The sequence below is a fragment of the Pedobacter sp. CAN_A7 genome (assembly GCF_015752175.1).
In the GTDB taxonomy this organism is placed as follows: domain Bacteria; phylum Bacteroidota; class Bacteroidia; order Sphingobacteriales; family Sphingobacteriaceae; genus Pedobacter.
On sequence record NZ_JADOUW010000001.1, the window covers coordinates 503116 to 526965 of the forward strand.

The following is a 23850-nucleotide window of genomic DNA, read 5'->3' on the forward strand; positions in this document are numbered from 1 at the left end:
TATCTGACTTATGAACGACAGAGATTCCCAATCAAAAAACAATTGGCTATATTGGTTAATAGGCATATTAGCTATTATAGCTATTATCATCTTCTTTTCGAGGAATCGTGATAACACAGCTGAGTTTATTGGAGCGGCCAGCGATTCTTCCACAGTAGAAAGTGAAATAAATAATAATTGGACCGGTATTGATCCAAATATACCTACAGCTAATTATGATGAAATCAAAGATTCAGAATTACAGGTCAGAGCAAATGAAAATTATGCTGTATATAGTCTTAAAGAAGCGATACTTTTTGAGTCAGGCAAATATACTATCAGCACTAAAGGAGCAGAAAAACTAAAAAGGATTTCTGCTTCAGCTGAAAAGCGTTTTACTGGAGGCTCAATCATAATTTACGGCTACACAGATTCTATAGGAACAGCTAAAGAAAATAAAGCATTAGCATTAAAAAGAGCAAACTCAGTTAAAGAATGGCTAATTGCATCTGGTAATATAAATCAAGATCGCATTACTATTGAAGCAGTAGGCGAAACAAACCCTATATCTAATAATGTAACATCAAAAGGACGAATAGAAAATCGAAAAGTTGATATTGTTATTAGAAAAAAATAATAGATAGCTTAGTTTTCCTGTTGCTTGTGCCTCTGATCATAACTCGATTCATAATTAGAATCTTGTAATAACTTTTTGTAATCCTCTAGTAAGGCAATATACTTCTCCATCCAATAATAAACTGTTTCCGAATTTTTACCATCTCGGTCACTTTTAACACTTAACATTCTTGCAGAACCTTTTATTGCAGAGCTGTTAAGCTCATCATTAAAATCCTTAGAAAAATCATAGTTAATAACTTGTCCAATTCCACAAATTACATCAGCATTTAAACTCTTTTGCTGAAACCAATTGTACAAAGTTCTTCTATTAACTTTCATCCTTCTTGACAATTCACTAATATTCACATTTTGGCGTCGAACAGCATGCTCAACAATTTCACCAGCATTTAATTTTGTCATTTTTACGGTAATTAAATTTATAATATATAATTTATTAAATGGAATTAAATGATAACGTTATAAGGCGTCATCACATTTAGCTTTGAAATTTTGGTTAGTACTAGAAAACTATTGACTTGAAAGCAAAATATCTAACAGTTTTATTTTTTTCTTTTATTTATTTAATATTATCTTATTTCAAAAATATAAAATAAAGACTCTTAATATAACCTATTGATGCTCATAATATGGCTATTGACATTCACGCATATTAATGTATAGTAGTACAAATAATTAATCCTATGACATTTTTTTGATCATCAATCCAAGGTTTAATTTCCCAGTTAAGTAAATAACAAGCGCCATTACTAAATTCTACTTGATCTAACAACGCTTTTCGTGTTAGCCCACCTAAACAGTCTACTAAAATTCTAAGCCATTTCATCCGCTGTTTTGGAAAAAACTCAAACACACTTTTGTTAGTTAGAATTGTAGGATCTATAGAAAAGTCTGAAACCCATTTTTCAGAAAAAAGAGTAAAATTTAAATGTTGATCCAATACAGCAACTGAAATTGGTAGTTGTGCAATTATGAATCGGAGATTATCTTCAGGTGTCTTTATGTTTAACTCTGAAACTAAATCGCTTGGAATCTGCTCTTTAAGCCATCGGTTATAACAAGACGTAAAATTAGCAGGATTAGAGAATCCCAATATCATTGCTAATTGCTTTTTACTATACCCTGAATCCTTGATATGTCTTGAAGCAAATTCCATTTGCAAGCTCCTATAAAATAAAAACGGACTTGTTCCATGCTCCTTTTTAAAATCTCTCATCAGCTTAGAAACCGATATCAGATGGATATTAGCTAAATATTCTAACTTGGGAAACCCTATAAATAATTGGCTTTTTAAATATAAAACAACTTGTGGAATTTTATTATTTGAACTTAGCGAAAGATAACAAGACTTGTTATTTGGTTTAAGCAAATTTTCATTTTCAGCTTTTTCCTTTTTCAAACTAAAGTGTAGAAAGAATCCAACTACAACACCTAATTCTATGTCAGGAAAATAGGTAGCTATTACAGGCTTTCTACCTATCTCAATGAATGTCCTGTCATATTCGAATGCCTGGGATTTCCCATTAAACACTTCTTGCACGTATGGCACATGTAAGCTATAGTCTTCACCTAAAAGCAATTCTAATTTATTTCGGCCTGCAAGTTGTGACGGTTTAATCCCAAACCAATTTACCGTTTCTTGATTTGCAAACTTACAGTCCAAATTTTTATCCCAATATGATAATACACTGTGAAATTCCTGACTTCTAGAATGATTAATAAAATAATTAAATCTCGATGTCATAAAGTCTGTGTATTTTAAGATTCACGAGTTTTCATCTCATGAATCATAAATTTAAACAGAAATTTTAACAATAGAGTAATTATCCTATTAATAACACGAAATTTCACATGATGAAATAAGTTTATGATCTGTTCTTTATTAGTAAACCAGTATAACTTTCTAAAAGATTAATATACTTAGTTTTCCAATAATGAGCAACGTTTGGATCAAAGCCGTCAATTGTGTCACTGTCCTGCCTTAACTTCTTTAGTTCTACATTTAATTCTTCGTATTTCTCAGGAAGTTCAGTTGTGAAATCATGATTTAAGACTTCTCCGATCCTGTTAATAACATCGAGACTAAGATTCTCTTTCTTGAACCAATTATAAATGGATTTTCTACTCACTTTCAGCTTCCTGGAAAGTTCACTTATACTTATTTTATCCCGTCTAACAACGAGCTCAATTATTTCACCATTATGCATAATAAGATTTTAATTGGGTTAAAATTTAGAAAAGAATGTTCAAAATTTATGCTTTTATCATAAGAATACCCAGGGGACACCTGTCCTAGCTCATGATGATAGGATGTTTTTCAAAGGTAAGTACTGAAGCTTTGACAAATCAATTGTCAGGTTTTAGATTTATATAACAACTCAAAAGCATTATCACGGCCTTCAAAAAGATTAAGCGCTTTGTTATAGCTATTTATATGGTTTAATGCAGATGTTTTTATCTGATGATTTTTATTATAAAGATTTTTTAAATTGTCTTTTATGCGTTCTTTATCGGTATAATGTAATGCCCGTTGAAGTGCTTTACAATAAGAATCAACTTCAATTCCTTTACTCAAAAATCCATTAACGCCATCAACAATTAATTCTTTAATTCCTCCTACAGCTGTACAAATGGGCACGCATCCTCTAGACATGGCTTCAATTAGAGAAATAGGTATTCCATCATTAGTACTTGACAAGCAGAAACCATCTGCTATACTTAAATAATCTGCAACATTATGCTTTGGTCCAATAAATTCAATATATGGATCAGCCTGTATAAGGCCACTTAATTGCTGAAACAATGTTCTATCCTTAATTTCCCCAATCATTAACAACTTACATTTTTTTAAAGCAGTTAGATTGAATAACTGTATAGCTCGTAATAAGAGTTGTTGGTTTTTACCGTCAGTAATGTTACCCACATGTACCACTAAAAAAGAATCTTTATCTACACAATATTTATCCCGTAAGTCGATCTCTGCTGTAGAGGTCTTCAAAATAGGTCGCGCAAGTTGTATAATAATATCATTATAGACCTTATAGTGTTCCCGAAAGGCCCTGCTGCTATTTTGTGATATAGATATAGGTATAACATGATTACCCTTGTAAGAAATCATTCTTAATTTCTTAAATATAAGATTGCGACACTCTACATCAACAGGCTTATGGATGGTATGAAAAAAAGAAGTTCTTGTATCAAAGAATCTATATAAATAAAGGTATTCAAACGCATTTAAATGACTATGTACAATGTGAGGACATTCTTTTTTCAACCATAACGTAAGCTTATAAAATGCGGAAATGCTTAATCCTTTACTTTTATATAAAGATATATAATGAACATTTGACTCTATTTCATTGACTAGAGTATTTCTTGAATCATTATCATATAGTGAAATAATATACACATCATATTTTTCAACTTTAGCGACCTCATTACATAAATCAATTACAAATCTTTGTGCTCCACCAAAATGGAGATTTTCAACAATGTGTACAACCTTAATTTTGAGCATATATAATAATATTTTTCACATCCGCTTTAACTATAACCTTAAATTAGATATAACCATAATAACCCATACAACATCTTGAAGAAGATCGCCAAAGAAACATATACAGCAAATAAAATGCAAAATCAGATCGTTAGTTGATCAGCTCGAGGTTAGTGAAAGGAACCTTAGTGATTAAGGCACAATTCAAGCTGTCTAGAATCACTAATACATCTTTACCCTGCAATCTAATAATTTCACCAACTTTTTGCGTCATTACACCCTCTTTGATTTTTACGCGATCTCCGATTTCCATACCTGGAATACTCATCACTTCTGCCTCCGGATATATTTTCATATAATTTTTGATAGACTCAATGACACTTTCTCTTATGACGGCTGGCTTTCCCATGTAATAAACAAAATTCATCACTCCCAAAGTAAGTCTTACTTTCAACTCTTCTTTTGGAGTGATTTTCACAAATACGTATGAGCTAAACAAAGGCATTTCAACGTCTTTAACTCGATCGGCCCATTGACTCCTTTTTTTCCTTACTGGGCAAAAAGAAGTAATTCCCTGCATTTTAAGTAATTGATCTACTTTCTTTTCCCATCTTGGGCGAGTATAGATTACGAACCAATTCTTGACGTTAGACATTTTTGTGATGTTTAAATTTTCCATTGCATTTTAGAGTTATGTTAATTGGATATAGCTTCGCTTACTCACTTACATGAGGTTAATAAATACAAAATGACTACTTACCTATTCACGTTATTTGGTTGTTTCTACAATTTATTATCACAATATGCTCATGCTTAACTCGAACCAAGAACCTTGTTTTTCAAACTTCTCATTGCACAGTTCAGTATGGTTACATATAAAATACTGCACATACTTTCTGTGCATAAATTGTATCAGTTATTAATAATAGTAATCAAGTTTTAATTAATATGCTTTAAATCTATGTACTTTTAATGTCAGAATGAATTAATTTAATCAAACGTGAACAATATTGTGAATAATACACAACATTCTTTCTCACCTTAAAATACAGTGACATACCCCAACACTTAACTAAATGATGTTTCAACAAATTATCATTCGATCACATTAAAAAACACAATAGGTAGTGACTTAATCACATCTAAATAGGCTATACACCTAATTACATAATATTTATCGGTAAAAAACACCATTTAATCTAAGTTTAACACCATCCATCTTCACATATTATTGTTAACTTTATACATGAAATTAAGTGTTCCTATATATGACCTTTCCACTTTTGAGCAATACAAAAATCAGGGAGTATACATTGGACAATTTGGAGCATATTCAAAACGTTATAGTCATTTACATGCCGTTCATGGCCATTCATTTTATCACATGGTCTATTTTTCAAAAGGGAATGGGATCCAACATATAGACTTTAAACCATTTGAAATAAAACCAGGACAGGTTTACTTTATGATACCTGGACAGGTACACATCACAACTGAACCAGAGGGCTACATCGTTAATTTTTCTAAAGAATATTTTAGTTCATTGTTGTTAAAAACTGATTATTTAGAAAAATTCTCTTTTTTTAAAGGCCCAGCCTATCAACAGGTGTTTGAAATTGAACCGCCAACTGCTGATAAACTTACAGACCTATTTGAGGAAATCTTAAAGGAAGGAGCATTACGAAAGTTATTTCAAGATGATTTAGTTAAAATACTATTATTACAACTGTTTATGTACATTAATCGTACTCACTTCATTAGTGATTCAGCTATAAGTAACCCCTATAATCATACGCTATTAAAGAACTTTCAGTCTTTAATAGATGTAAATTTTACTGCGTTAAAATTTCCAAAGCAATATGCAGCTCTTTTACACATTACACCAAATCATTTAAATGCGTTATGTAAAGACTTAATTAATAAATCTGCTGGAGAACTGATTAGAGAGCGCATTATTCTCGAGGCAAAACGCATGTTGATAAATATTGACTATTCTGTAGCAGAGATAGCAGGAAAATTAAATTTCACTGATCTATCCTATTTTATCAAGTTCTTTAAGAAATATGAGGAAGTCACCCCAGAAAAATTTAGAAAATTTAACACCTAATTTATGGATACCAATAATAGTCCAAAACAGAAACACATCTCTCAATGGCATGCTTTTAGCCATTCTAAATGTCCCAGATGCCGAACCGGAAAAGTGTTCGTTGGATCAACATACAGCTTTAAAGTTCAAAAAATGAATGAATTTTGTCCACATTGCAATCTAAAGTTCGAGAGAGAACCTGGTTATTTCTACGTTGCAATGTTTGTTAGTTATGCCTTAAATGTTGCACAAATGGTTACCGTTTGCGTTGCTGCATATATATTCGGCCTAACGCTAGATTATGACAATTTATGGTATTTTATCTTGTTGTTACTAGTTACCGTTTTTATTTTTGCGCCTTTTAACTACAGGTATTCAAGAATGGTGTTGTTATACTGGTTATCACCAGGACTTCGTTATGACCCTAAAAAGGCTTAGTTACTAAATAAATGAACCATTGAATCCTCAGTGGTTCATTTATTTAAAGTAATACTTTGGATTTTAAAAAATCGAAATACAGGGGTTCGTCTACAAACATGTCAGGTCCCTCAAGCATATACGTATTTAAAAGATATTCTTTAGCGTCTTCTTCTTTATTAAGGTGGTAATAACATTGACCCAAGCGAAGTAGTACAAATGGATTGGCATCATTTGGGCCATAAACTTCCTTTGCAAGTAGCAAATATTTAACAGCTTCTCTATATTTATGAAGATTAAAACAAGCATCCCCAATACAAGCACTCAACCATCCTGTTGCTAACCATGCTTTCTTGGGTTCTGGTAAAACTTCCATAGCTTTGTTAAACCAACCTATCGCATGTTCAAAGTTTTCTATTTCTACTTCATCATTTCCCTTTTGGGCATAACTATTTATTTTCTCTTCCTGTTCATCAGTTAACTCTAATTGTTGAACACCTTCTCGGCTTTTAACTATATTATTCATCTTTATGACAGGATTTATATTCTTATAAATAAACTCCTCTACATTAGCATCCCTAACTAGCTCAACACCAATGTATACTGAAATTAATGATTATAGTTGGCAATTCAAAATTAATAGTTAAGCATAAATTAAATATTCAGCTATTAATTACATAGTATCATTAATCATCTGTTGAAGTTATATTTTTTATAATTCTCCCAACCTCCTCTTCAGTAGATCTTAATTTTTCCTGACAAAAAAGAATTAAATCCGATGCTCTTTTTACTTTTTCAGCGAGTATATCAACTGATATAGATTCCGTTTCAATCTCATTGGCAATTGCTGTCAGCTCTTTATAGGCAGATTCGTATGTCATATTAGTTTCCATTTTCCTGAGTTTTTGAAGTTACCATAGTTGTAATTTTTGAATCGATAAGTCGAATAACTAAAGCTTTTCCAGGCGCTACTAAATCAGCATTAGATATAATTTTTCCATCCAGTTCTAAAATTGCAAAACCTTTTCTGAGAATATTTTTAGGACTCATCAAATTAATCAAGCTTTGATGATGCGATAAATTCATCAACTTATGTTTAAGCATTTGCTGGTTTGCGATTTTTATATTTCGTAAGATATTTTCAATAGTCCTCTTTTCCTGTTGAAGGAGCATCGTTGGTCGATTGATGAAAATTCCTGAAATCTGAGAAAGATGCCGTTGACTCCGTTGAAGTAATGTCAATGACTCTTTGACTATAACCGATTTAAGCAGATCCATGTCTTTATTAGCAACTAAAAATTGTTGTTGGGTTTTAATAACCACTAACTGTTGAAGCTGTTGTAAACTTTCTTCAAAATTTCTATTATTAGCAATTATCAACTCAGCAGCTTTAGTTGGAGTTTTAGTTGCGGTATGTGCCATTAAATCAACTATAGTTTCATTCTTATGATGACCAATTCCAGTAATGATAGGGATTGGAAATTTAGCAACAGCTCTGCTCAACTCATAGTTATCAAAAAGAAGGAAATCTGATTGAGACCCACCCCCTCTTATCACCACAACAGCGTCATAAGCAATCCCTGCTTCAAACACCTCAATCAGCTTTGATAACAGTACCTTTGAATTAACTTCCCCCTGTACCTTTGTGAAGTATAAATCCAGGCTAAATGTATACTGATAATTATTATTTACCAGCGTATGATTAAAATCCTGATAACCAGCAGATGTTTCTGACGTAATCACAGCAATTCGCTGAATAACCCTATTTAATTTAAGCAGCTTGTTCTTTGTAATAAACTCATTCCCTTGTTTCTGAATGAAGAGTGGATTGTCTGTAACCAATTTCAGCAAGGTTGCATTCCTTTCCTGTTCAAACTTGCCTAAAGTAAATTTAGTATCAATATCTAAAAGGTTAATTTGCAAACCATAAGTTTCATGAAATTGAACAGATACCTGAATTAATACATTGATATCATTTTTAAAAACCTGTCCAGTAGCTAATTCAAAGTTCCTGATGTGGATAGCAGCATTTCCCCAAGCCCTAGCAGCAATTTTAGCTACAATTCTAGAGGACTGTGTGTCTTTTTCTACCAGTTCAAAATAATGAAAATTTGTATCTGGTTTAAAAGTATGGCTTGAAATATCAGCAATGATCCAAAATTTAGCCATCCCGAAAACACTGTCAATGGTTTGTTGCAGCTTTCGGGTTAGATCTGATAACCTTAAAATTGTACGTTCAGTCAATATGTTGAGTTGTAAACCTGTTAAGTTATGGCATTTGTCATTTGATCAATTAGCTTTTTAATGCTTTTCCGTTTAGCTATCCAGTTAAACAATAGTATTCCAATTAGTGCACAAGTAATTCCAGCTAATACATCGAGCATATAATGGTGACTTGTGTAGATGGCAGTAAACCAAATTCCGAGCATAACCACAGCAAAGAAAACATTGATCAAACCAAGTTTGTTTTTCAAACCATAGTACAGCACAATTACCGGATATGAAGAATGTAATGATGGCATCGCTGCAAAAACATTTGAGCTTTTACTGTAAATTGATTGAAAAATAGGAAGATTAAAAAATTCGTCAAATCTTATCAATCCACCAGTATTTCCCTTAGTTTCTGCAATAAAATTAAAGCCATTCAATTGCACATACCATGGTGGTGCCGCAGGATATCCATAATAAACCACGAATCCTAATAGGTTGACCAAAAAAAAGGTGAAAGAAAAATGTAAAAATTGCCTGCGGTTTTTAAAATATAAAAATGCCGCAAAAGCTAAAGGAACAGGTATCCATAATAAATAAAAAAAACCACTACAAACATCTGTGATCGTATTACTATTGGCAAGCCAAAATTCATTAGGAGTAACTTGTTTTCCGGCCATGGTAATCCCAAAGAGGCGCCTTTCCATGCTGTACAATTCCTCTATACTAACCGTGCTGTACAAGTAATTCGGAAAAGCCTTCATGTAATCAAACAATATCCAATAGATGATAAATATGGAAAAACCAGTTATAAATTTCCGGGTTAACCATGAAGCATAATAACAAACATTGAAAATTAACAAGAGTACCAATTGGTCAGATTTGAATCCAACAAGCAGGTGTGATAATAGCAAATAAGCTATAGAAATAAAAGTTGTAGCAATTAAACTTTTAGTTGTAAAAATAGGTGGCTTAACTAGTAGATCTTCAGGCATTTTTATTCTTTGTAAAATTTGATCCCAGGATATTGTCCCAAAAGTCTGAACTTACACCATATCCTTTCGTTGCGTCCGAATAGTGGTGTAACATATGGTGTTGCTTTAGTCTTTTCCAGATACCACTTTTAAAATTAGCATGATGTAAAGCATAGTGAGTCATATCATACACCAGGTAACCTGTAATGAAACCAACAAAAAAAACATCATTTGCTCCTACCGGCAATAGGGCTTTAAACAAAAAATAAAAAGCTAAGGCCATAGGTATGCTTGCTGACGGTGGCATAACAAGTCGATTAGCATCATTTGGATAATCATGATGAACACCATGAAATATAAAGTGGATGCGTTTCCCGAGTGTAGACTTTGGATAAAAATGAAACACAAAACGATGAAGCACATATTCTGCAAATGACCAAACTACCAGTCCAAGTCCCATATAGCCAAAGAAGTTTATTAAATCCATTTGAAGAATAGAAAGCGTATGCCAGCCTAAGTAAATGATGACTGGAATATAAACCAAAAGCGGCACGTAAAACCGCACTTTAGACATGCTTTCTAAAAAGCTATTTTTAAACATCCTAACCGAATCTGAGGAGTTTGAAATAAAATTCTTTTTCATCGCCTTACACTTTTATTCGCTCAACTATTGGAGCGCCATTTGCCTGATTAATTCCTTTAAGTTCTACATATTTAACATTTGGCACCCAAAAAGTACCACCTTCAATTCTTAAGAAGATTCGCTCTAACTGAATCTTTTTATTGTTTGCCGTAACATATACGTGATATTTATTGTCAACTGATGATTTCATCAGGTATAAGGGGAATTTTTTATAGGATACAAAGTGAAGCTTATAGCGGTTATTACCAATTGCCTCACTTTCCATGCCGTAAGCAAACTTCCGTTGAATATAATTTAAATCTTTTTTTTCTTTATTATCCTGATAGCGAATCCAATAAACCTTAATAGGATTATCCTTAATAACTTCCCCATCATCACCTACATTTAACTCACAAATGATTGTATTCGTATTCGGATCGCGTTGTAAATAGAACAGTTGATTTTTAATACCTTTTGGTGTCGGAAAAGCAATGGGAGATGGATCAGTTTGTGCTTTTGCATCAGATCCAGTACCAAGCCCTAATGTAGACGCAATTAGTAAAGCCACAACTGCAGTAACCTTAGTGCCTTTTAGCGCATTCTTTTTCTCAGCGTCCATTAAATTTAATGTTTTTTTTGCATCCATTAAACGGTTATAGGCAGTTATGTTTGTCATAAATGCCATAATGGTAATCGGAATGGTAAAAATTGACATGGTTTCAAACACATGAAACGACACTCCTGGAAGGTACACCTTGTAATCACCACCAATATAATGTCCTGTAATACCACAGGCTATACCAACGATCCCTATAGTTACCACGCGCTCCGGGCGTTGCATTAATCCACCTTTACACTCAACCCCTAATCCCTCAGCCCTTGCCCTCGTATAACTCACCATCATGGATCCCATTAATGCAATAAAGGCAAATAAGGAACTTAAAAAATAATGATGAGATACCAGATAATAACAAATCCCTAAAAACATAATCAGTTCACTATACCGGTCAAGCACCGAATCATACAAGGCACCGAATGTGGAACTCATGTTCCCTATGCGGGCAACCTGCCCATCAAGCATATCAAATAAGCCAGCAACTAAAACTAATGCACCTCCCCATCCGATAAAAGATAGATCACCACGATTACTTTTTTCCGCACCGAATATGAAGATTACCGCTACGCCAATATTGAGTAGCAAGCCTATCGTTGTCACCGCATTTGGTGTCAGTCCAATGCGAATAAGACTTTTTACAAAAGGATTTATGATTACATAAATTCCTTGTTGCAGACGGTCTCTTAATGTTATTGCAGCCATTTTATTTTATATTAATATCTTCTTAAAAATCAAACTTTACTCTTGCACGAATTCCCCATTCCGACACAACCGGATGGTCCAGGTAATTGAATCTTTTAACAAGATCTACCCTTAATAGTTTAAAAATGTTACCTACCCCAACACTACCCTCCATATACGGCTCTTTATTTAATGTATAGGTCGTAGCTACACCATTAGCGGTGGTTGGAAACAACAACAGTGATTGATCGTATGCAGGATTGTTCTCGTCTCTCAATCCACCGTATAGAATCTTAAACGATACGCTTTCTCTTAATTTTAATTTTTTTAATAATGGAATCTTATTAAAAAAGAAACCGTTAAAATTATGATCAATATTTAAACTTGCATAGTGATCACTCACAAATTCTAAAAAGTTCATGAGGTTATAAGAATTTAGCTGATAGGCATAAGTCTGGTTCGCGCGGTGAATGCTCAATAAAGGAAATGGAACTTTACCAAATATGTAACTTCCCTCAAGCGTGACGTCAGAATAACCTAGTTGAGACAAGTAAAAACGTTTATCTATACTGCCCATCAGGTTATGGTAACTATAGTCACTCTCAAACACATCTTTTAAGCCGGCTGTATACCTTACATTAAATACCGGATATTTATCAATGATTGGCGTACGATAAATCTTTCCCTGATAAAACCGTTCTCTTGGCGCATAACGTAAAGCCAGGCTTATTTCAGAACTGTTTATCTTATCAACCGCCTGAATCTGATTATTTACGAGGGTATTAAAATTTAAGGCTCCACCAGGTCTTTGAGACCATTTACGGAACGAAAGGTTGTAAGAAAAATGACTTTCATATTCTTTCATATATTCTACTTTATAAAAGTCATTATAAAGCATCATGTTATTTTCACCTCGCTTAAACGATAGCAAAAAGTTGTCCTCCTGAACAAACTGTAATTCCTGACCAGGAATCTTGGTGTCTCGCTGAAAACTTCCTCTCACATAATGCTGTGGAAACGAATAGATCGACTTGTTATTTAATGAATAGGTTCCACTCAAAAAATACTTCCATTTTTCATCTTTCATACCATATGCTGCATAGGTTTCAAAGTAATAACGTTTACTCAATGCAGGCGTTGTACGTCCACCTAAACGTAGACGTAACCCTTCCACATCATTGAAACTATAAAAGGTGTTCACCGGTCCTACTTCAAAGGGACCAAAATCTTTATATCCTGCAAATAGTAAGGTCACCAAGTCCATCGTTTTCTTAAACGAAGTCATATTTTTTAGCGTATCCACATTTCTATATACCCGTAAGTCGGCAGCAGATAGTGTATCAGCTCTGTTTTCTAGCCAGAAATCCTCCGACCGTTTCTCTGCATCTGGCGTTATTGCAATTTTTGGACCATCGAAAACAGACTCTGGTTGTTTCTTATTAATTGCATAATCAGTTAAGGTAACGGTACGCTCTCCGGTAAATCCTCCACCTTTATTTTTATTTAATCCGAAATCAACCAATAGGTTTGTTTTCGTCAGATAGTAACGTTGGGCTTCATTTTTATCAAAAGTCAACTTCACTTCCAAAGCTCGCACAAAATTCAGGTTAATATTTTTGTTTACCGTTAAAAAAGCATCCTGAACCGCATAGCGACCATCCATTGTAATGTAAATTCGCCCTTCAAATAAAAGGTCGGTGTTATTACGTGGAATAAACGATAGTTCAATTAACTGCGGACTATGGGTTTTAATAGTGTCAGTAATGAAAAATTTATAAAAGGTAGGTGCTGAATCGGCAATTGGACTTAAAAATTGATTACTTACTAGTGAAATATTGTTATCGTATATATTCACATTGGCATACATCCTTTCGAAATACTGACTTAAGCCTTTGCTGTCTATTAATGGCGTATCATAATTAACACTTTTGTCGCCTAATACGATGGATTTATTCTTTTCCGGGTTTTTATTAAAGTAGTTCTGCGTTACTTTTTCCTGTAAAAATATAGGTAGAACATTTTTACCACCTATTTTAGTTGAATCTTGTTCATCAAATAAAAACTGATAGTTCCGGAAAATGCGTTTGTTCTTAAATTTATCAGATAGGTTGCTCATCGAAAAAAGCATCTTTTCATATTCCTTATATTCAACCTGGTTGTAACTTTCCATGCGGTTGGAATTTTTATGGTCAATTACCTTCCTGATTAATTCCACAGCCGGGTTATTTTTATTTTTGTACGATGGCCTTTTGCCGCTGCTAATCACTACTTCATTTAATGCCATGGCTTCAGCGTCCATTTTAACGGAAATGTCTTGCGCTTCGCCAGCCTTGATCGTTACAATTTTCGTGGTGTAGCCCACAAAACTAAACTGAAGTTGGGTATGCGGTTCAGCTGTGCTGATATTGAATTTTCCATCACCGTCGGTTCTGGTAATAATACTTGTCCCTTTAAACAATACGGTAACATAAGGTAAAGGATCTTTATCTTTTGCATCGGTAACAATGCCCGAAACAACCGTAATTTGTGCAGTCGCCTGTAAGGCCGACAGTGGCAACACTAATGCTAAAATATAGAATATTTTTTGAAGGTAATTTTTCATGTTATGCGAATACAAATTTCTTCTGCATGAGGTAATTGTATGTTACCCCTACAGTACTTGTGACTATGATTTTGGATATGATATAATTAAAATTCAGGTAATGAGTAACTAAATACACTCCAGTTGTGGTTAGTATCAGATTGCCCGTCCATACCAGAATATACTTTGTGATTTGCGAATAAACTTTCTTCTCGTTAGCGCCAAAAACCCAGTGGCGGCCCATGGTAAAATTGATCACCCCACCTACAATCGTTCCGGTTGCACTGCCTGCTACATACCAGAAATGCAAATACTGCGTACAGACTAATGTGGTAAGAAAGTCAAAGATGGAGGCCGACAGAGACGCGACCTGAGCCTTTAAGAAAGTCGCCATATTATAGTAAATTAACTTTTAAAAATATCTGTAATACAATGTTGGCATATACACCAGCCAGAATGTCGTCAAACATAACGCCCCAGCCACCAGGCCAATTCTCTACTCTTTTAATATATAATGGTTTTACAATATCAAAAAACCTAAATAACAGCAATGCAATCAATACATTTAAAGGTGTTACCGGAATCCATAATAATGCTATACACATTCCAGCCACTTCATCAATTACAACACGTTGATGGTCTTTACCCCATTGTGCCTCTACGATATTAGCCGACCAGATACCCAGAGCTGATATCAATAAAGTAATCACAGCTGGTACAATAAAATTACTATCCACCGACAGGCTGAAATACCATACTAAACAAGTGGCCACTGCAGCTACAGTTCCCGCTCCTTTACCGATATAACCTATGCCAAGGCTTGTAGATGTAATTTTATGAAACAACATGTTCAACCTATATTTTATAACCAATTATTAATTTTATACCATTCCAATGTTTCGGCTAATCCTTGCTTCAGGTTATACTGAGGCTTAAAATTAAAATCCTGCTCCATGGATTGAATGCTGCATGCCCAATTAACTGCAGTCAGTTCGGCCATTTTTTCTTTATTTAAAGCAGGAGTCTCTTTTTTATTCTTATAAAGCCTATCCATTAGAGAAGCTAGAGCACCAACCGTTACAACAGGCAGGTGAAATTTTAAGGTCCTTTTATTCAATAATTCCTTAGTCACATTGGCTAAAGCATACCGGTTGTACACATGTCCATCACTTATATTATAAGTCTTATTGGTTGTATCAATTAATAAGGCTTTAATAATAATTTGTGCAAGATCCTTAACATAAACAAAGCTAAATTGCTGTTTAAAGCTCCCTATATATGGTTCAATCCCTTTATTTATGCTTTTAAACAAAATTAACAGGTCTCTTTCCCGGGGGCCATAAACTGCCGTTGGCCTAATGATAACCAAAGGTAAATCAGGGATATCGTGTAAAAAAGCCTCTGCAAGCATTTTGCTCTTACCATAATTAGTAACAGGCTTAGCTTCCGTTTCATCTTCTATTTGACCATTCAATACCTCTAGAGGCCCAATGGCAGCCAAACTACTTACAAAAACAAACTTCTCTATTGGTTTCAAAAGCTGTTTACTGGCTAAACCTAAATTTTTTGTATACGCTGCGTTAATCTCATTATAAACAGCCTCCGTTTTAGCTTTTGTCGTACCAGCAGCATGAATAATATAATCAAACTGAATTTCAGACAACACTTTAACTAAATCGTCAATGGAGGCATAATTTAATTGAACGTAGTGTATCGGCAAGTCTTCCAGGTGTTCCGTATCACTGTTAGCACGCACCGCGGCATACACTTCCAAATTGGCAGCTAAGGCCTCATTGATCAAATGGAAACCTACAAAACCGCTTGCACCAGTAATTAACACCTTCTTTCTCATATAGATTTCTCTAATATCCTGTACTTCCTATACAGTTCCCCACCTATTTGTTCTATAGGTTTATTAATTAAATCGTTATGATCCAATGTCCAGGAAGCTTCAGCATATTTCATCTTCTTCTTCTGAAATCCCTGTATAATAATTCCGTACAAACAAGCTTCAATACCCATTTTGCGGTAACCGTCTACCACACCCAATAATAAAATTCGAATGCCTTCAATTTTTTTTCGCTGCGTTAACAACTTATATAAGCCCGTCGGAAACAACCTGCCACGCTTAATTTTTATTAAAATTTGATTAATGTCTGGTACAGCCAATGCAAAACCAACTATTTTCCCATCCTGTTCTGCCAGCAAGCAAAAATCCGGATCCATAATCATTTTTAAATCCTTGGCTGTATAATCAAATTCGGCATCCGTCATTGGCACAAAACCAAGGTTTTTATCCCAAGCTTTATTGTATACTTCCCTCAAAGCTGCAGCTTCCTGCTTAAAATTCTTTAGATTAATTTTACGGATAATGATATTGCTTCTGGTTAAACGCTCTTGTAAAGCACTCACTAATTTTGCCGACCGGTCATTGTAGTTTCCTGCAGCAAAACGATATGCTCTTAAATCAACTTTTTTATTAAAACCGGCCGTCTCCAGCAAGTTAAGGTAATAAGGTGCGTTGTAAGCCATCATAGCTAACGGCGGACCATCAAAACCTTGAATAAGTAGACCACAAATATCATTAGTAGAAAAATTAACCGGACCAACCATGGTCTCCAATTCCCGTTCTTTTAACCATTGTGCAGCTTTATCCAATAGCAATTGTGCCGTTTCCTGATCGTTAATGCAATCAAAAAAACCAAAAAAGCCATCTTTAACGTTATTCACCTGGTTATGATTATTATTCTGAATGGCCGCTATTCTTCCAACCACTCGATCCCCATCATAGGCTAAAAATGTTTGCAAGGAGGAATGCAAATAAAAAGGATGCTTACCAGGGGTAAGCATATCTCTTTGCGCAATGAAAAGTTCAGGAACGTAATTAGGATCATTCTTATAAAGTTCATGCGGGAAATCTATAAACACACCTAATTCTTTTTTGCCATTAACGGCAACTATACGCTTCATAAACTAACTTTAACTGGCGTAAGTTCTACCTCCGTAAAGGCAGCATATAATTTATCAACAGCCTCTTCGATTTGTTCGAAGCTATGAGTAGCCATTAATGAAAATCTAATTAACGATGAATCAGAAGGTACAGCTGGTGATACTACCGGGTTAACAAATATTCCATTGTTTTGCAGAATATTAGTAATCTGGAAGGTTTTATAGTTATCTCTGATGTATACCGGAATGATCGGGCTGTCTGTATCGCCAATATCAAAACCGGCTTCTAGTAAAAGTTTCTTTGCATAGTTTGTGTTATCCCACAATTTGTCAATTCTTTCCGGCTCAGCCTCTATAATATCTAAAGCAGCGATAACGCTGGCAACCGAAGCCGGAGGCATGCTTGCACTAAACATTAACGAACGCGCGCGGTGTTTTATGTATTCAATCGTTTTCTCATCAGCAGCAATAAACCCCCCTAAAGAAGCCAATGATTTACTAAACGTTCCCATAATTAGATCAACCTGATCGGTTAACCCAAAATGCGAAGCCGTTCCTGATCCATTGAATCCAATGACACCAAGACTGTGTGCATCATCCATCATAATATTAGCACCAAATTCCTCTGCTAACTTTACAATCTCAGGCAGGTTAACTAAATCACCTTCCATGCTAAAAATACCATCGGCAACAATCAGTTTCGCTGAATCTTCTGGTAAGCGACTTAATTTCTTACGCAAATCTTCCATGTCATTGTGAGCATATTTGATAGACTTGGAAAAAGACAAACGGCTCCCGTCAATAATGGAAGCATGATCGTATTCATCAAGAATCAAATAGTCATTCCGGTCTAATAAACAAGAGATCACTCCCAGGTTCACCTGAAAGCCTGTGCTAAAAAGAACAGCCGCCTCTTTACCTACGTAAGTCGCCAATCGTCTTTCCAACTCCAGGTGTATATCTAAAGTCCCATTTAAGAACCTTGATCCCGCACAACCTGTACCATATTTTTCAATCGCCTGTTTCGAAGCTTCTTTAATTTTAGGGTGATTTGTTAAGCCCAAATATGAGTTAGAGCCGAACATTAGCACTTTTTTACCGTCGATAATAACTTCGGTATCCTGTGCCGATTCAATTGATCGAAAATAAGGATATAGGCCTTTCTCTTTAATTGCATCTGCCTCCTTGAATGATGCAATCCTATCTTGTAATTTTTTGCGCATGCCTGAATTATAAAATTTTTACTTCAGCGGGGTATATATTATTTAGTGCACAGATTCGACCTTTTGGTCAAATTAAACATAATCTAATATATTAATAATATGTTAATTTATAGCGAACAAAAGTAATTCATTGATAGACCAATTTTCCATTTTGGTCTATAATAATTTTGTCAAATAAATCGTTAACCGCCGCTCTTGTTTTTAAATGTGTTTTTAGATGATTTAAATTTTTTTTTATATATTTTCTAGACCAATTTAGCATCTCGGTCTACTTTTTCATTTCCTATTCCTTCAATGAGCACGTCTACAATCTCGTCATAATATTCACATGTGTTAAACTCCTGGCTTTGCACCGTTAATGGATAATGCAAACCCCTGAAAGCGGTTGCCATCACAAAAGCCATCCTGTTCATTTTTGACATAGAAAGTTCCTTAAACTCCCCAGATTGCGAACCACCTAGCAAGATTTCCCTAATCATATCAATTTGAATCTGCTCATACTGAATCTTCAAACGTATAAATAGTTTGAGGTTCTCCATTGCATCTTCAAAAATGACTTCCCTAAAATTTTGGTAGTCTAGAATTGCCGTAAGCAGCACTTTCAAAAATGCTTTTAGCTTATTTTTTGCGGTTCTAGCTCCGCTCACTGCATCCCGAAGCCTTTTAATCACAAGCTTCATTTCGCTCTCGACTACCGCTTCAAAAATTTCTGTTTTGCTCGGAAAATAATAATAAAGTGTGCTTTTTCCTTTACCTGCAGCCATAGCAATATCTTCCATCGTGGTCTTTTTCAAACCATGTTTGCCAAACAGCTTTTTAGCACCAGAAAGTATTTCTTTGATTACAAGTTCGTCCTTTTCCATTATTAGCTACACCTAGACCGAAATCCATTAAGGGTCCAAAAGTACAAAAATTTTCCCTATTTTTTGCCGACTGGCGTGGTGCTTAAGAAATTTTACGAAGGGGAAACAAATGGTAGAATACTAGAAAGAAAAGCGCAATTTCACACCACCATTGCTTAACTTCAAATCTTCTGTAGATAGCTTACCTACAGGCACTTTAAGAAAAGGCTCGATCACAATCTGGTGATTTTTAGATAGCGTTTGTTTATGTCCTATGGAGAAATTCATAAAGCCGAGGTAACTGTTTCCATCTAATGGAACGTCTTCGGCCACTTCCATGTTTTGCTGACTTACCTGCGTTTGTAACGACTCCAATTGGCCGGTAGCCGAATTTAAAGCAGTACGCGACACCTCCAACTGTGTTAAATAATTGTTATTTCTTCGCTCACTCAATACATTAAAATACGATACTCCAATGGCTGTATATAAATGCTTATTCACATTATAGGTAATAGCAATCGGAATATCTATGGCCCTAATATTCGCATCAATTTCAACCAACTTTTTAGTTGACATTAAACTAACAGGTTGTGGATTTTCGATCTTTTGGCCAGCGTTTAATGCAATGTAAGAGATCCCGCTACTTATAGAAAATTTATCAGATAATTTAAATTCTGTGGTAATTCCCGCCCCTAGGTTCACTTTAGATTGTAAAACAGTAGGTAACAACTCGACCCCAAAATTCCATTTAGATGAATTGTCTTTATTTTTTACAGTAGCTACTTGTGCTTCGTCTTCTAAAAACTCGGTAAATGTCTTTTTTCTAGAGGGCTCTACAACAGGCTTCTCTTTAAGTTTAACTATGGGCTGCTGTGCTACCTCCGGCATTGCTTCTACCTTTGATAGCGTAGCCATGGTATCTGCAAATGATGCAACTGACGCAGGTGAATAGGCCAGCACAGGTGCAGTAGAAATCTTAACATTTGGCAACTCTACAGCAGCTAAACCAGCATTATTTGTCGTTGCTTCTTTTATCTCCGGCGCAGGACTAAACTGGTCAGAAGCGGTTACAGGCATTTCTACTTTTGGCATATCTTTAACAAGCACTGGCGCTGTAGGTAAATTAGTATCAAAAATAAATGGCATAGCCGACAAGATTACCGCAAACAGTGCAGCTATACCTATCCATAACAAATAAGTCCCTTTTTTACTTTTCGCCCCATGGTTAAATTCTTCCCAGGCACCCTCCTCATATGGTTCTTCATAAGCCTTCAACTGGCTAACCATTTCCGCTATTAATTCTTTCTTATCTGGAGTTTCCATCAGTAAGTTGTATAGTATTGGTATATAATTCCCGCAATTTTTGTTTGGCTCTTGTTAAATAAGTGCGACTTGAGCTTGTCGGGATTTCTAAAAGCTTTGAAATTTCATCGTGACTAAAGCCTTCTATTTCATATAGATTGAAAACTGTTCTATGAAGATCAGGCAATTGAAACAACAATTTCATAATATCCTCTACATGCAGTCTATCGTCAACAGCCACATGTTCTATCTGTAGATTATCATAAGATTCCACAAAACTTAATGGCGATTTATCCTTTCTGATTTTATCTAAAGCAGTTCTTACTGTAATGGTCGCTAACCATGCCTTAAAAGTTTTCTGAAAATCCTCAATGACATAGTTATGTTTAAAATCATACATGCTTTTAAAAGCCTTGATAAAACTATCATTAACAATTTCTTTAGCCACGCCCCTATCTTTTACGTAACGCGCAGCCACCCCCATCAGGTAACCCCAATAGTGGACATAAATTCGTTCCTGTATGCGTTTATCTTGGGATTCTAGTCCATCAATGATATCCTGGAACAAAAGATTATTTTTATCAACGCTGCGCTGAGCCTTAACATCCATTGGTGCTGTAAACGATTAGTTTCTAATTAACGCTACAAAAAAAATAGGTTAATCATATTTTATATAAAACTAAACAAAAAGATAAAGTGTTTGTAGCATTTTCACCAATGCCTTCGTTTATCCCATCATAAACAATAAATCATTTAAAAATTTATCTTATGAAACCGATACTAACTTTTAAAGCATTTTCTAAAAACGCAGCACTAGTAACTGCCCTGATAGGATCAGCGGTATTTTTTAATTCTTGTAAAAACGATATCGATAACACGAGTCCGGGTATAGCCGCTTTATCCATCATAAACGCCTACCCAAGTACCAATACCCTTGATTTTTATATAGGTGGCCAAAGATTAAATAATACCGGGTTTGCATTTGGGGGTAAAATAGATTATTTCACTGCCTATGAAGGCACGCACACCTCAAAGGTAACTTTAAACAACAGCGCCACTACCCTGGCAAATAAATCCATTCCCCTAAAAGCTGGAGTTTACCATTCTTTATATCTTGTTGGTGCAGCCGCAGATTCTGTACAATACTTATTGTTAGACGACCAGATTTCACAACCAGCAGCAGGCAAAGCGCATGTCCGTTTTATCAACTTATCACCTAATACTACTGATTTAAGTTTAGAGCTTACCGGCGATACAACTGGCTTTAAAAATAAAGCATTTAAAGGATTTACAAATTTCAAACCAGTTACCGCAGCAAAATCATCATTTGTATTAAGAAATGCCGCAAATGGTGTTGTCGCAACACGCGATACAGTTAACCTGCAAAATGGAAAAATTTACACCATTTATGCTAAAGGCTTAGCAACGGGAGGCACTGACGCTACGAAGTTGTCAATTGCAGTGTCCTTACACCAATAACTACCAATTAATAATAGCGCTACTAAAAGAGCCGTATCATTTAATCAATGATACGGCTCTTTTGTTTTATGTGGCCTTGGGTAGTGCTTTGGCATGCAGTTATAGCTGCTCCAATAACAAACCAATGATAAATTGCTGTAAATTTAACGTTAACGTCTTCCTTGCTTCAAAATAAAGGCGCCTAACATCAGCGCAACCGACAGCCCGGATGTTCCCGGAAATTTAATAAAAAGATATAACATTCCGCTAACTCCAGCTACCGCTAACAGGAATAAAAAGCCTTTCAGAGGCGTCTCCATCTTAAAAGCGGCTATGATAGCAAACACATAGAAGGTAATAGCGAGTACATATATAAACATTGCGCAAATATCAGGTTGTAATGTTAAATTAATGTTAAGTTATCGATTTAATTTTAAATATCTTTTTTAGCTGGCCTAATCAGTACCCGCAGGGACTGGTCTCTGGTTAAATAAGAGATAGTCCAGTTGTATAAGGTTTTAACCCTAATGCCCCCGGTAATCAAAGAAATCAGGTGAATAAATAACCACGCCGCCCAAGCAATAAAACCATCGAAATGTACTTTCGGACTAGGGAGATCGGCAACGGCTTTATTCCTTCCAATAATAGCCATCGACCCTTTATCATTATAAACAAAAGACTTAAGCCCTTCCCCTTTAACCATTTTCTTAAAGTTTTCCCCTAAGTTTTTACCTTGTTGAATGGCTACTTGTGCTACCTGAGGGTGCCCCTGTACAAATGCCGGGTCGGCGGTTTGCAAACAGGTATCACCAATGGCATAAATATTTTGAGTACCAGAAACTTTGTTATAACCATCAACAATCATGCGTCGGCCACGACCATAACTTTCTTTTTCAATACCATCAAAAACCAGGGAAGTTACACCGGCTGCCCAGATTAATGTTTTGGCAACTATGCTTTTTCCGTCAGCAAATCGAACAACATCATTAGTATAATCTTGCACCAGGCTATCTAATTGAATAGTGACCCCCATTTTGGTTAAGGTATCATAAGTATATTTTTGTGATTTCTCACTCATGGGCGCCAAAACTGCTTTCAAGCCATCAACTAGGTAAATGGTTGCGTTTGAACCCACCAGTTCAGGATAATCTTGAGGAATAACTGTTCTTTTCATCTCGGCAAACATGCCCGAAATTTCTACCCCTGTTGGGCCACCACCGGCAACAACAATTGTTAATAGTTTCGTTCTTTCTAATGGATCAGTTTCTCTCGAGGCTTTTTCCAAAAGGGCAAGCATGCTGTTACGCATATACAAAGCGTCTTCAACCGTTTTCATAGGGATCGAATTTTCTTTGACGCTTTCTATTCCAAAATAATTGGTTTCCGTACCAGTTGCAAAAACCAAATAGTCGTATTGCACCTCTCCTGTATCTAATATCACTTTATTTTGTTCCTGAACTACCTTTTCAACCACACCCATTTGGAAGCGGAAGTTTTTGATACCACGAAATAGTTTTCTGAAAGGGTAACTGATGTTGGAAGTTTCTAAATAACCTGTAGCGACCTGGTATAAAAGTGGAGGAAAAAAATTGTAATTGTTTTTATCTACCAATACAACATCGAAATGATCATCATTACGTAACTGTTTTACGAGATTTACGCCTGCAAATCCGCCGCCTATGATCACTACGGTCTTTTTATTGTTTATCATATCAAAGAAATGTGTTAACTATAACGTAATTATTCTTAAAACGCCGTTGTTTTTGGCAAATCTCTCAAA

25 protein-coding genes are annotated in these 23850 nt (G+C 35.1%); 4 read left to right on the plus strand and 21 right to left on the minus strand.

Annotated elements, in window-relative coordinates; all coding sequences use genetic code 11:
* The first annotated feature begins 10 nt into the window (after positions 1-10).
* The gene (locus IWX76_RS02350; RefSeq protein WP_196858248.1) at positions 11-616 is read left to right on the plus strand and encodes an OmpA family protein; all 606 of its coding nucleotides are present in this window, start codon (positions 11-13) and stop codon (positions 614-616) included.
* Between the two features lie 8 nt (positions 617-624).
* Here the strand turns inward: IWX76_RS02350 and IWX76_RS02355 are convergent, their stop codons facing one another.
* The 5 genes from IWX76_RS02355 to IWX76_RS02375 form a co-directional block, all read right to left on the minus strand.
* The gene (locus tag IWX76_RS02355; RefSeq protein ID WP_196858249.1) at positions 625-1017 is read right to left on the minus strand and encodes a hypothetical protein; all 393 of its coding nucleotides are present in this window, start codon (positions 1015-1017) and stop codon (positions 625-627) included.
* 250 nt (positions 1018-1267) lie between these two features.
* Positions 1268-2359, minus strand: coding sequence for a helix-turn-helix domain-containing protein (locus IWX76_RS02360; protein WP_196858250.1), 1092 nt, complete (start codon positions 2357-2359; stop codon positions 1268-1270).
* Between the two features lie 121 nt (positions 2360-2480).
* A complete protein-coding gene (locus IWX76_RS02365; protein WP_196858251.1) occupies positions 2481-2822 on the minus strand; it encodes a helix-turn-helix domain-containing protein in 342 nt (113 codons plus the stop codon).
* Positions 2823-2968: 146 nt separating this feature from the next.
* A complete protein-coding gene (locus IWX76_RS02370) occupies positions 2969-4132 on the minus strand; it encodes a glycosyltransferase family 4 protein (RefSeq protein WP_196858252.1) in 1164 nt (387 codons plus the stop codon).
* Positions 4133-4262: 130 nt separating this feature from the next.
* Entirely contained in the window at positions 4263-4790 is a 528-nt protein-coding gene (locus IWX76_RS02375) for a UpxY family transcription antiterminator (RefSeq protein ID WP_334641015.1), read from the minus strand.
* Positions 4791-5357: 567 nt separating this feature from the next.
* On the opposite strand from IWX76_RS02375, the gene IWX76_RS02380 reads away from it, so the two are divergent.
* Positions 5358-6218 (plus strand): AraC family transcriptional regulator, encoded by an 861-nt coding sequence (locus IWX76_RS02380; RefSeq protein ID WP_196858253.1) that lies wholly within the window; start codon positions 5358-5360, stop codon positions 6216-6218.
* A 132-nt stretch (positions 6219-6350) separates the two neighbouring features.
* Positions 6351-6635, plus strand: a complete 285-nt coding sequence (locus tag IWX76_RS02385; protein WP_334641017.1) for a DUF983 domain-containing protein — start codon at positions 6351-6353, stop codon at positions 6633-6635.
* Between the two features lie 43 nt (positions 6636-6678).
* Here IWX76_RS02385 and IWX76_RS02390 read toward each other — a convergent pair whose 3' ends face one another.
* From IWX76_RS02390 to IWX76_RS02460, 15 genes are all read right to left on the minus strand, one after another.
* Positions 6679-7140 carry a tetratricopeptide repeat protein gene (locus IWX76_RS02390; protein ID WP_196858255.1) on the minus strand — a complete coding sequence of 154 codons (462 nt, stop codon included), beginning with the start codon at positions 7138-7140 and terminating at the stop codon, positions 6679-6681.
* Positions 7141-7300: 160 nt separating this feature from the next.
* Positions 7301-7507, minus strand: coding sequence for an exodeoxyribonuclease VII small subunit (gene xseB / locus IWX76_RS02395; RefSeq protein WP_196858256.1), 207 nt, complete (start codon positions 7505-7507; stop codon positions 7301-7303).
* Positions 7497-8858 (minus strand): exodeoxyribonuclease VII large subunit, encoded by a 1362-nt coding sequence (gene xseA, locus IWX76_RS02400; RefSeq protein ID WP_334641019.1) that lies wholly within the window; start codon positions 8856-8858, stop codon positions 7497-7499. The genes xseB and xseA overlap by 11 nt, the downstream gene beginning before the upstream one ends.
* Positions 8859-8878: 20 nt before the next feature.
* Positions 8879-9502 carry a phosphatase PAP2 family protein gene (locus IWX76_RS02405; RefSeq protein WP_334641020.1) on the minus strand — a complete coding sequence of 208 codons (624 nt, stop codon included), beginning with the start codon at positions 9500-9502 and terminating at the stop codon, positions 8879-8881.
* 307 nt (positions 9503-9809) lie between these two features.
* Complete coding sequence (locus IWX76_RS02410; protein ID WP_196858258.1) at positions 9810-10439, minus strand: sterol desaturase family protein; 630 nt, start codon at positions 10437-10439, stop codon at positions 9810-9812.
* A gap of 4 nt (positions 10440-10443) precedes the next feature.
* On the minus strand, positions 10444-11736 hold the full coding sequence (locus IWX76_RS02415; protein WP_196858259.1) for a DUF4833 domain-containing protein: 1293 nt from the start codon (positions 11734-11736) through the stop codon (positions 10444-10446).
* A 22-nt stretch (positions 11737-11758) separates the two neighbouring features.
* The gene (locus IWX76_RS02420) at positions 11759-14317 is read right to left on the minus strand and encodes a DUF5686 and carboxypeptidase-like regulatory domain-containing protein (protein ID WP_196858260.1); all 2559 of its coding nucleotides are present in this window, start codon (positions 14315-14317) and stop codon (positions 11759-11761) included.
* Between the two features lies 1 nt (position 14318).
* Positions 14319-14690 (minus strand): GtrA family protein, encoded by a 372-nt coding sequence (locus IWX76_RS02425; protein WP_196858261.1) that lies wholly within the window; start codon positions 14688-14690, stop codon positions 14319-14321.
* A 1-nt stretch (position 14691) separates the two neighbouring features.
* Positions 14692-15144, minus strand: coding sequence for a phosphatidylglycerophosphatase A family protein (locus tag IWX76_RS02430; protein ID WP_196858262.1), 453 nt, complete (start codon positions 15142-15144; stop codon positions 14692-14694).
* Positions 15145-15158: 14 nt separating this feature from the next.
* Positions 15159-16148 (minus strand): NAD-dependent epimerase/dehydratase family protein, encoded by a 990-nt coding sequence (locus IWX76_RS02435; protein WP_196858263.1) that lies wholly within the window; start codon positions 16146-16148, stop codon positions 15159-15161.
* Complete coding sequence (locus IWX76_RS02440) at positions 16145-17266, minus strand: hypothetical protein (RefSeq protein ID WP_196858264.1); 1122 nt, start codon at positions 17264-17266, stop codon at positions 16145-16147. The genes IWX76_RS02435 and IWX76_RS02440 overlap by 4 nt, the downstream gene beginning before the upstream one ends.
* The gene (gene spt / locus IWX76_RS02445; RefSeq protein WP_196858265.1) at positions 17263-18468 is read right to left on the minus strand and encodes a serine palmitoyltransferase; all 1206 of its coding nucleotides are present in this window, start codon (positions 18466-18468) and stop codon (positions 17263-17265) included. Before spt ends, IWX76_RS02440 begins: the two co-directional genes overlap by 4 nt.
* Before the next feature lie 245 nt (positions 18469-18713).
* Positions 18714-19331 carry a TetR/AcrR family transcriptional regulator gene (locus IWX76_RS02450; protein WP_196858266.1) on the minus strand — a complete coding sequence of 206 codons (618 nt, stop codon included), beginning with the start codon at positions 19329-19331 and terminating at the stop codon, positions 18714-18716.
* Between the two features lie 120 nt (positions 19332-19451).
* On the minus strand, positions 19452-20633 hold the full coding sequence (locus tag IWX76_RS02455; RefSeq protein ID WP_196858267.1) for a hypothetical protein: 1182 nt from the start codon (positions 20631-20633) through the stop codon (positions 19452-19454).
* On the minus strand, positions 20617-21222 hold the full coding sequence (locus IWX76_RS02460; protein ID WP_196858268.1) for an RNA polymerase sigma factor: 606 nt from the start codon (positions 21220-21222) through the stop codon (positions 20617-20619). Before IWX76_RS02460 ends, IWX76_RS02455 begins: the two co-directional genes overlap by 17 nt.
* 158 nt (positions 21223-21380) lie before the next feature.
* On the opposite strand from IWX76_RS02460, the gene IWX76_RS02465 reads away from it, so the two are divergent.
* Positions 21381-22091: a DUF4397 domain-containing protein gene (locus tag IWX76_RS02465; protein ID WP_196858269.1), complete on the plus strand. Its 711-nt coding sequence runs from the start codon at positions 21381-21383 to the stop codon at positions 22089-22091.
* Between the two features lie 412 nt (positions 22092-22503).
* On the opposite strand, the gene IWX76_RS02470 is transcribed toward IWX76_RS02465, so the two are convergent.
* The gene (locus tag IWX76_RS02470; RefSeq protein ID WP_196858270.1) at positions 22504-23781 is read right to left on the minus strand and encodes an NAD(P)/FAD-dependent oxidoreductase; all 1278 of its coding nucleotides are present in this window, start codon (positions 23779-23781) and stop codon (positions 22504-22506) included.
* Positions 23782-23850: the final 69 nt, after the last annotated feature.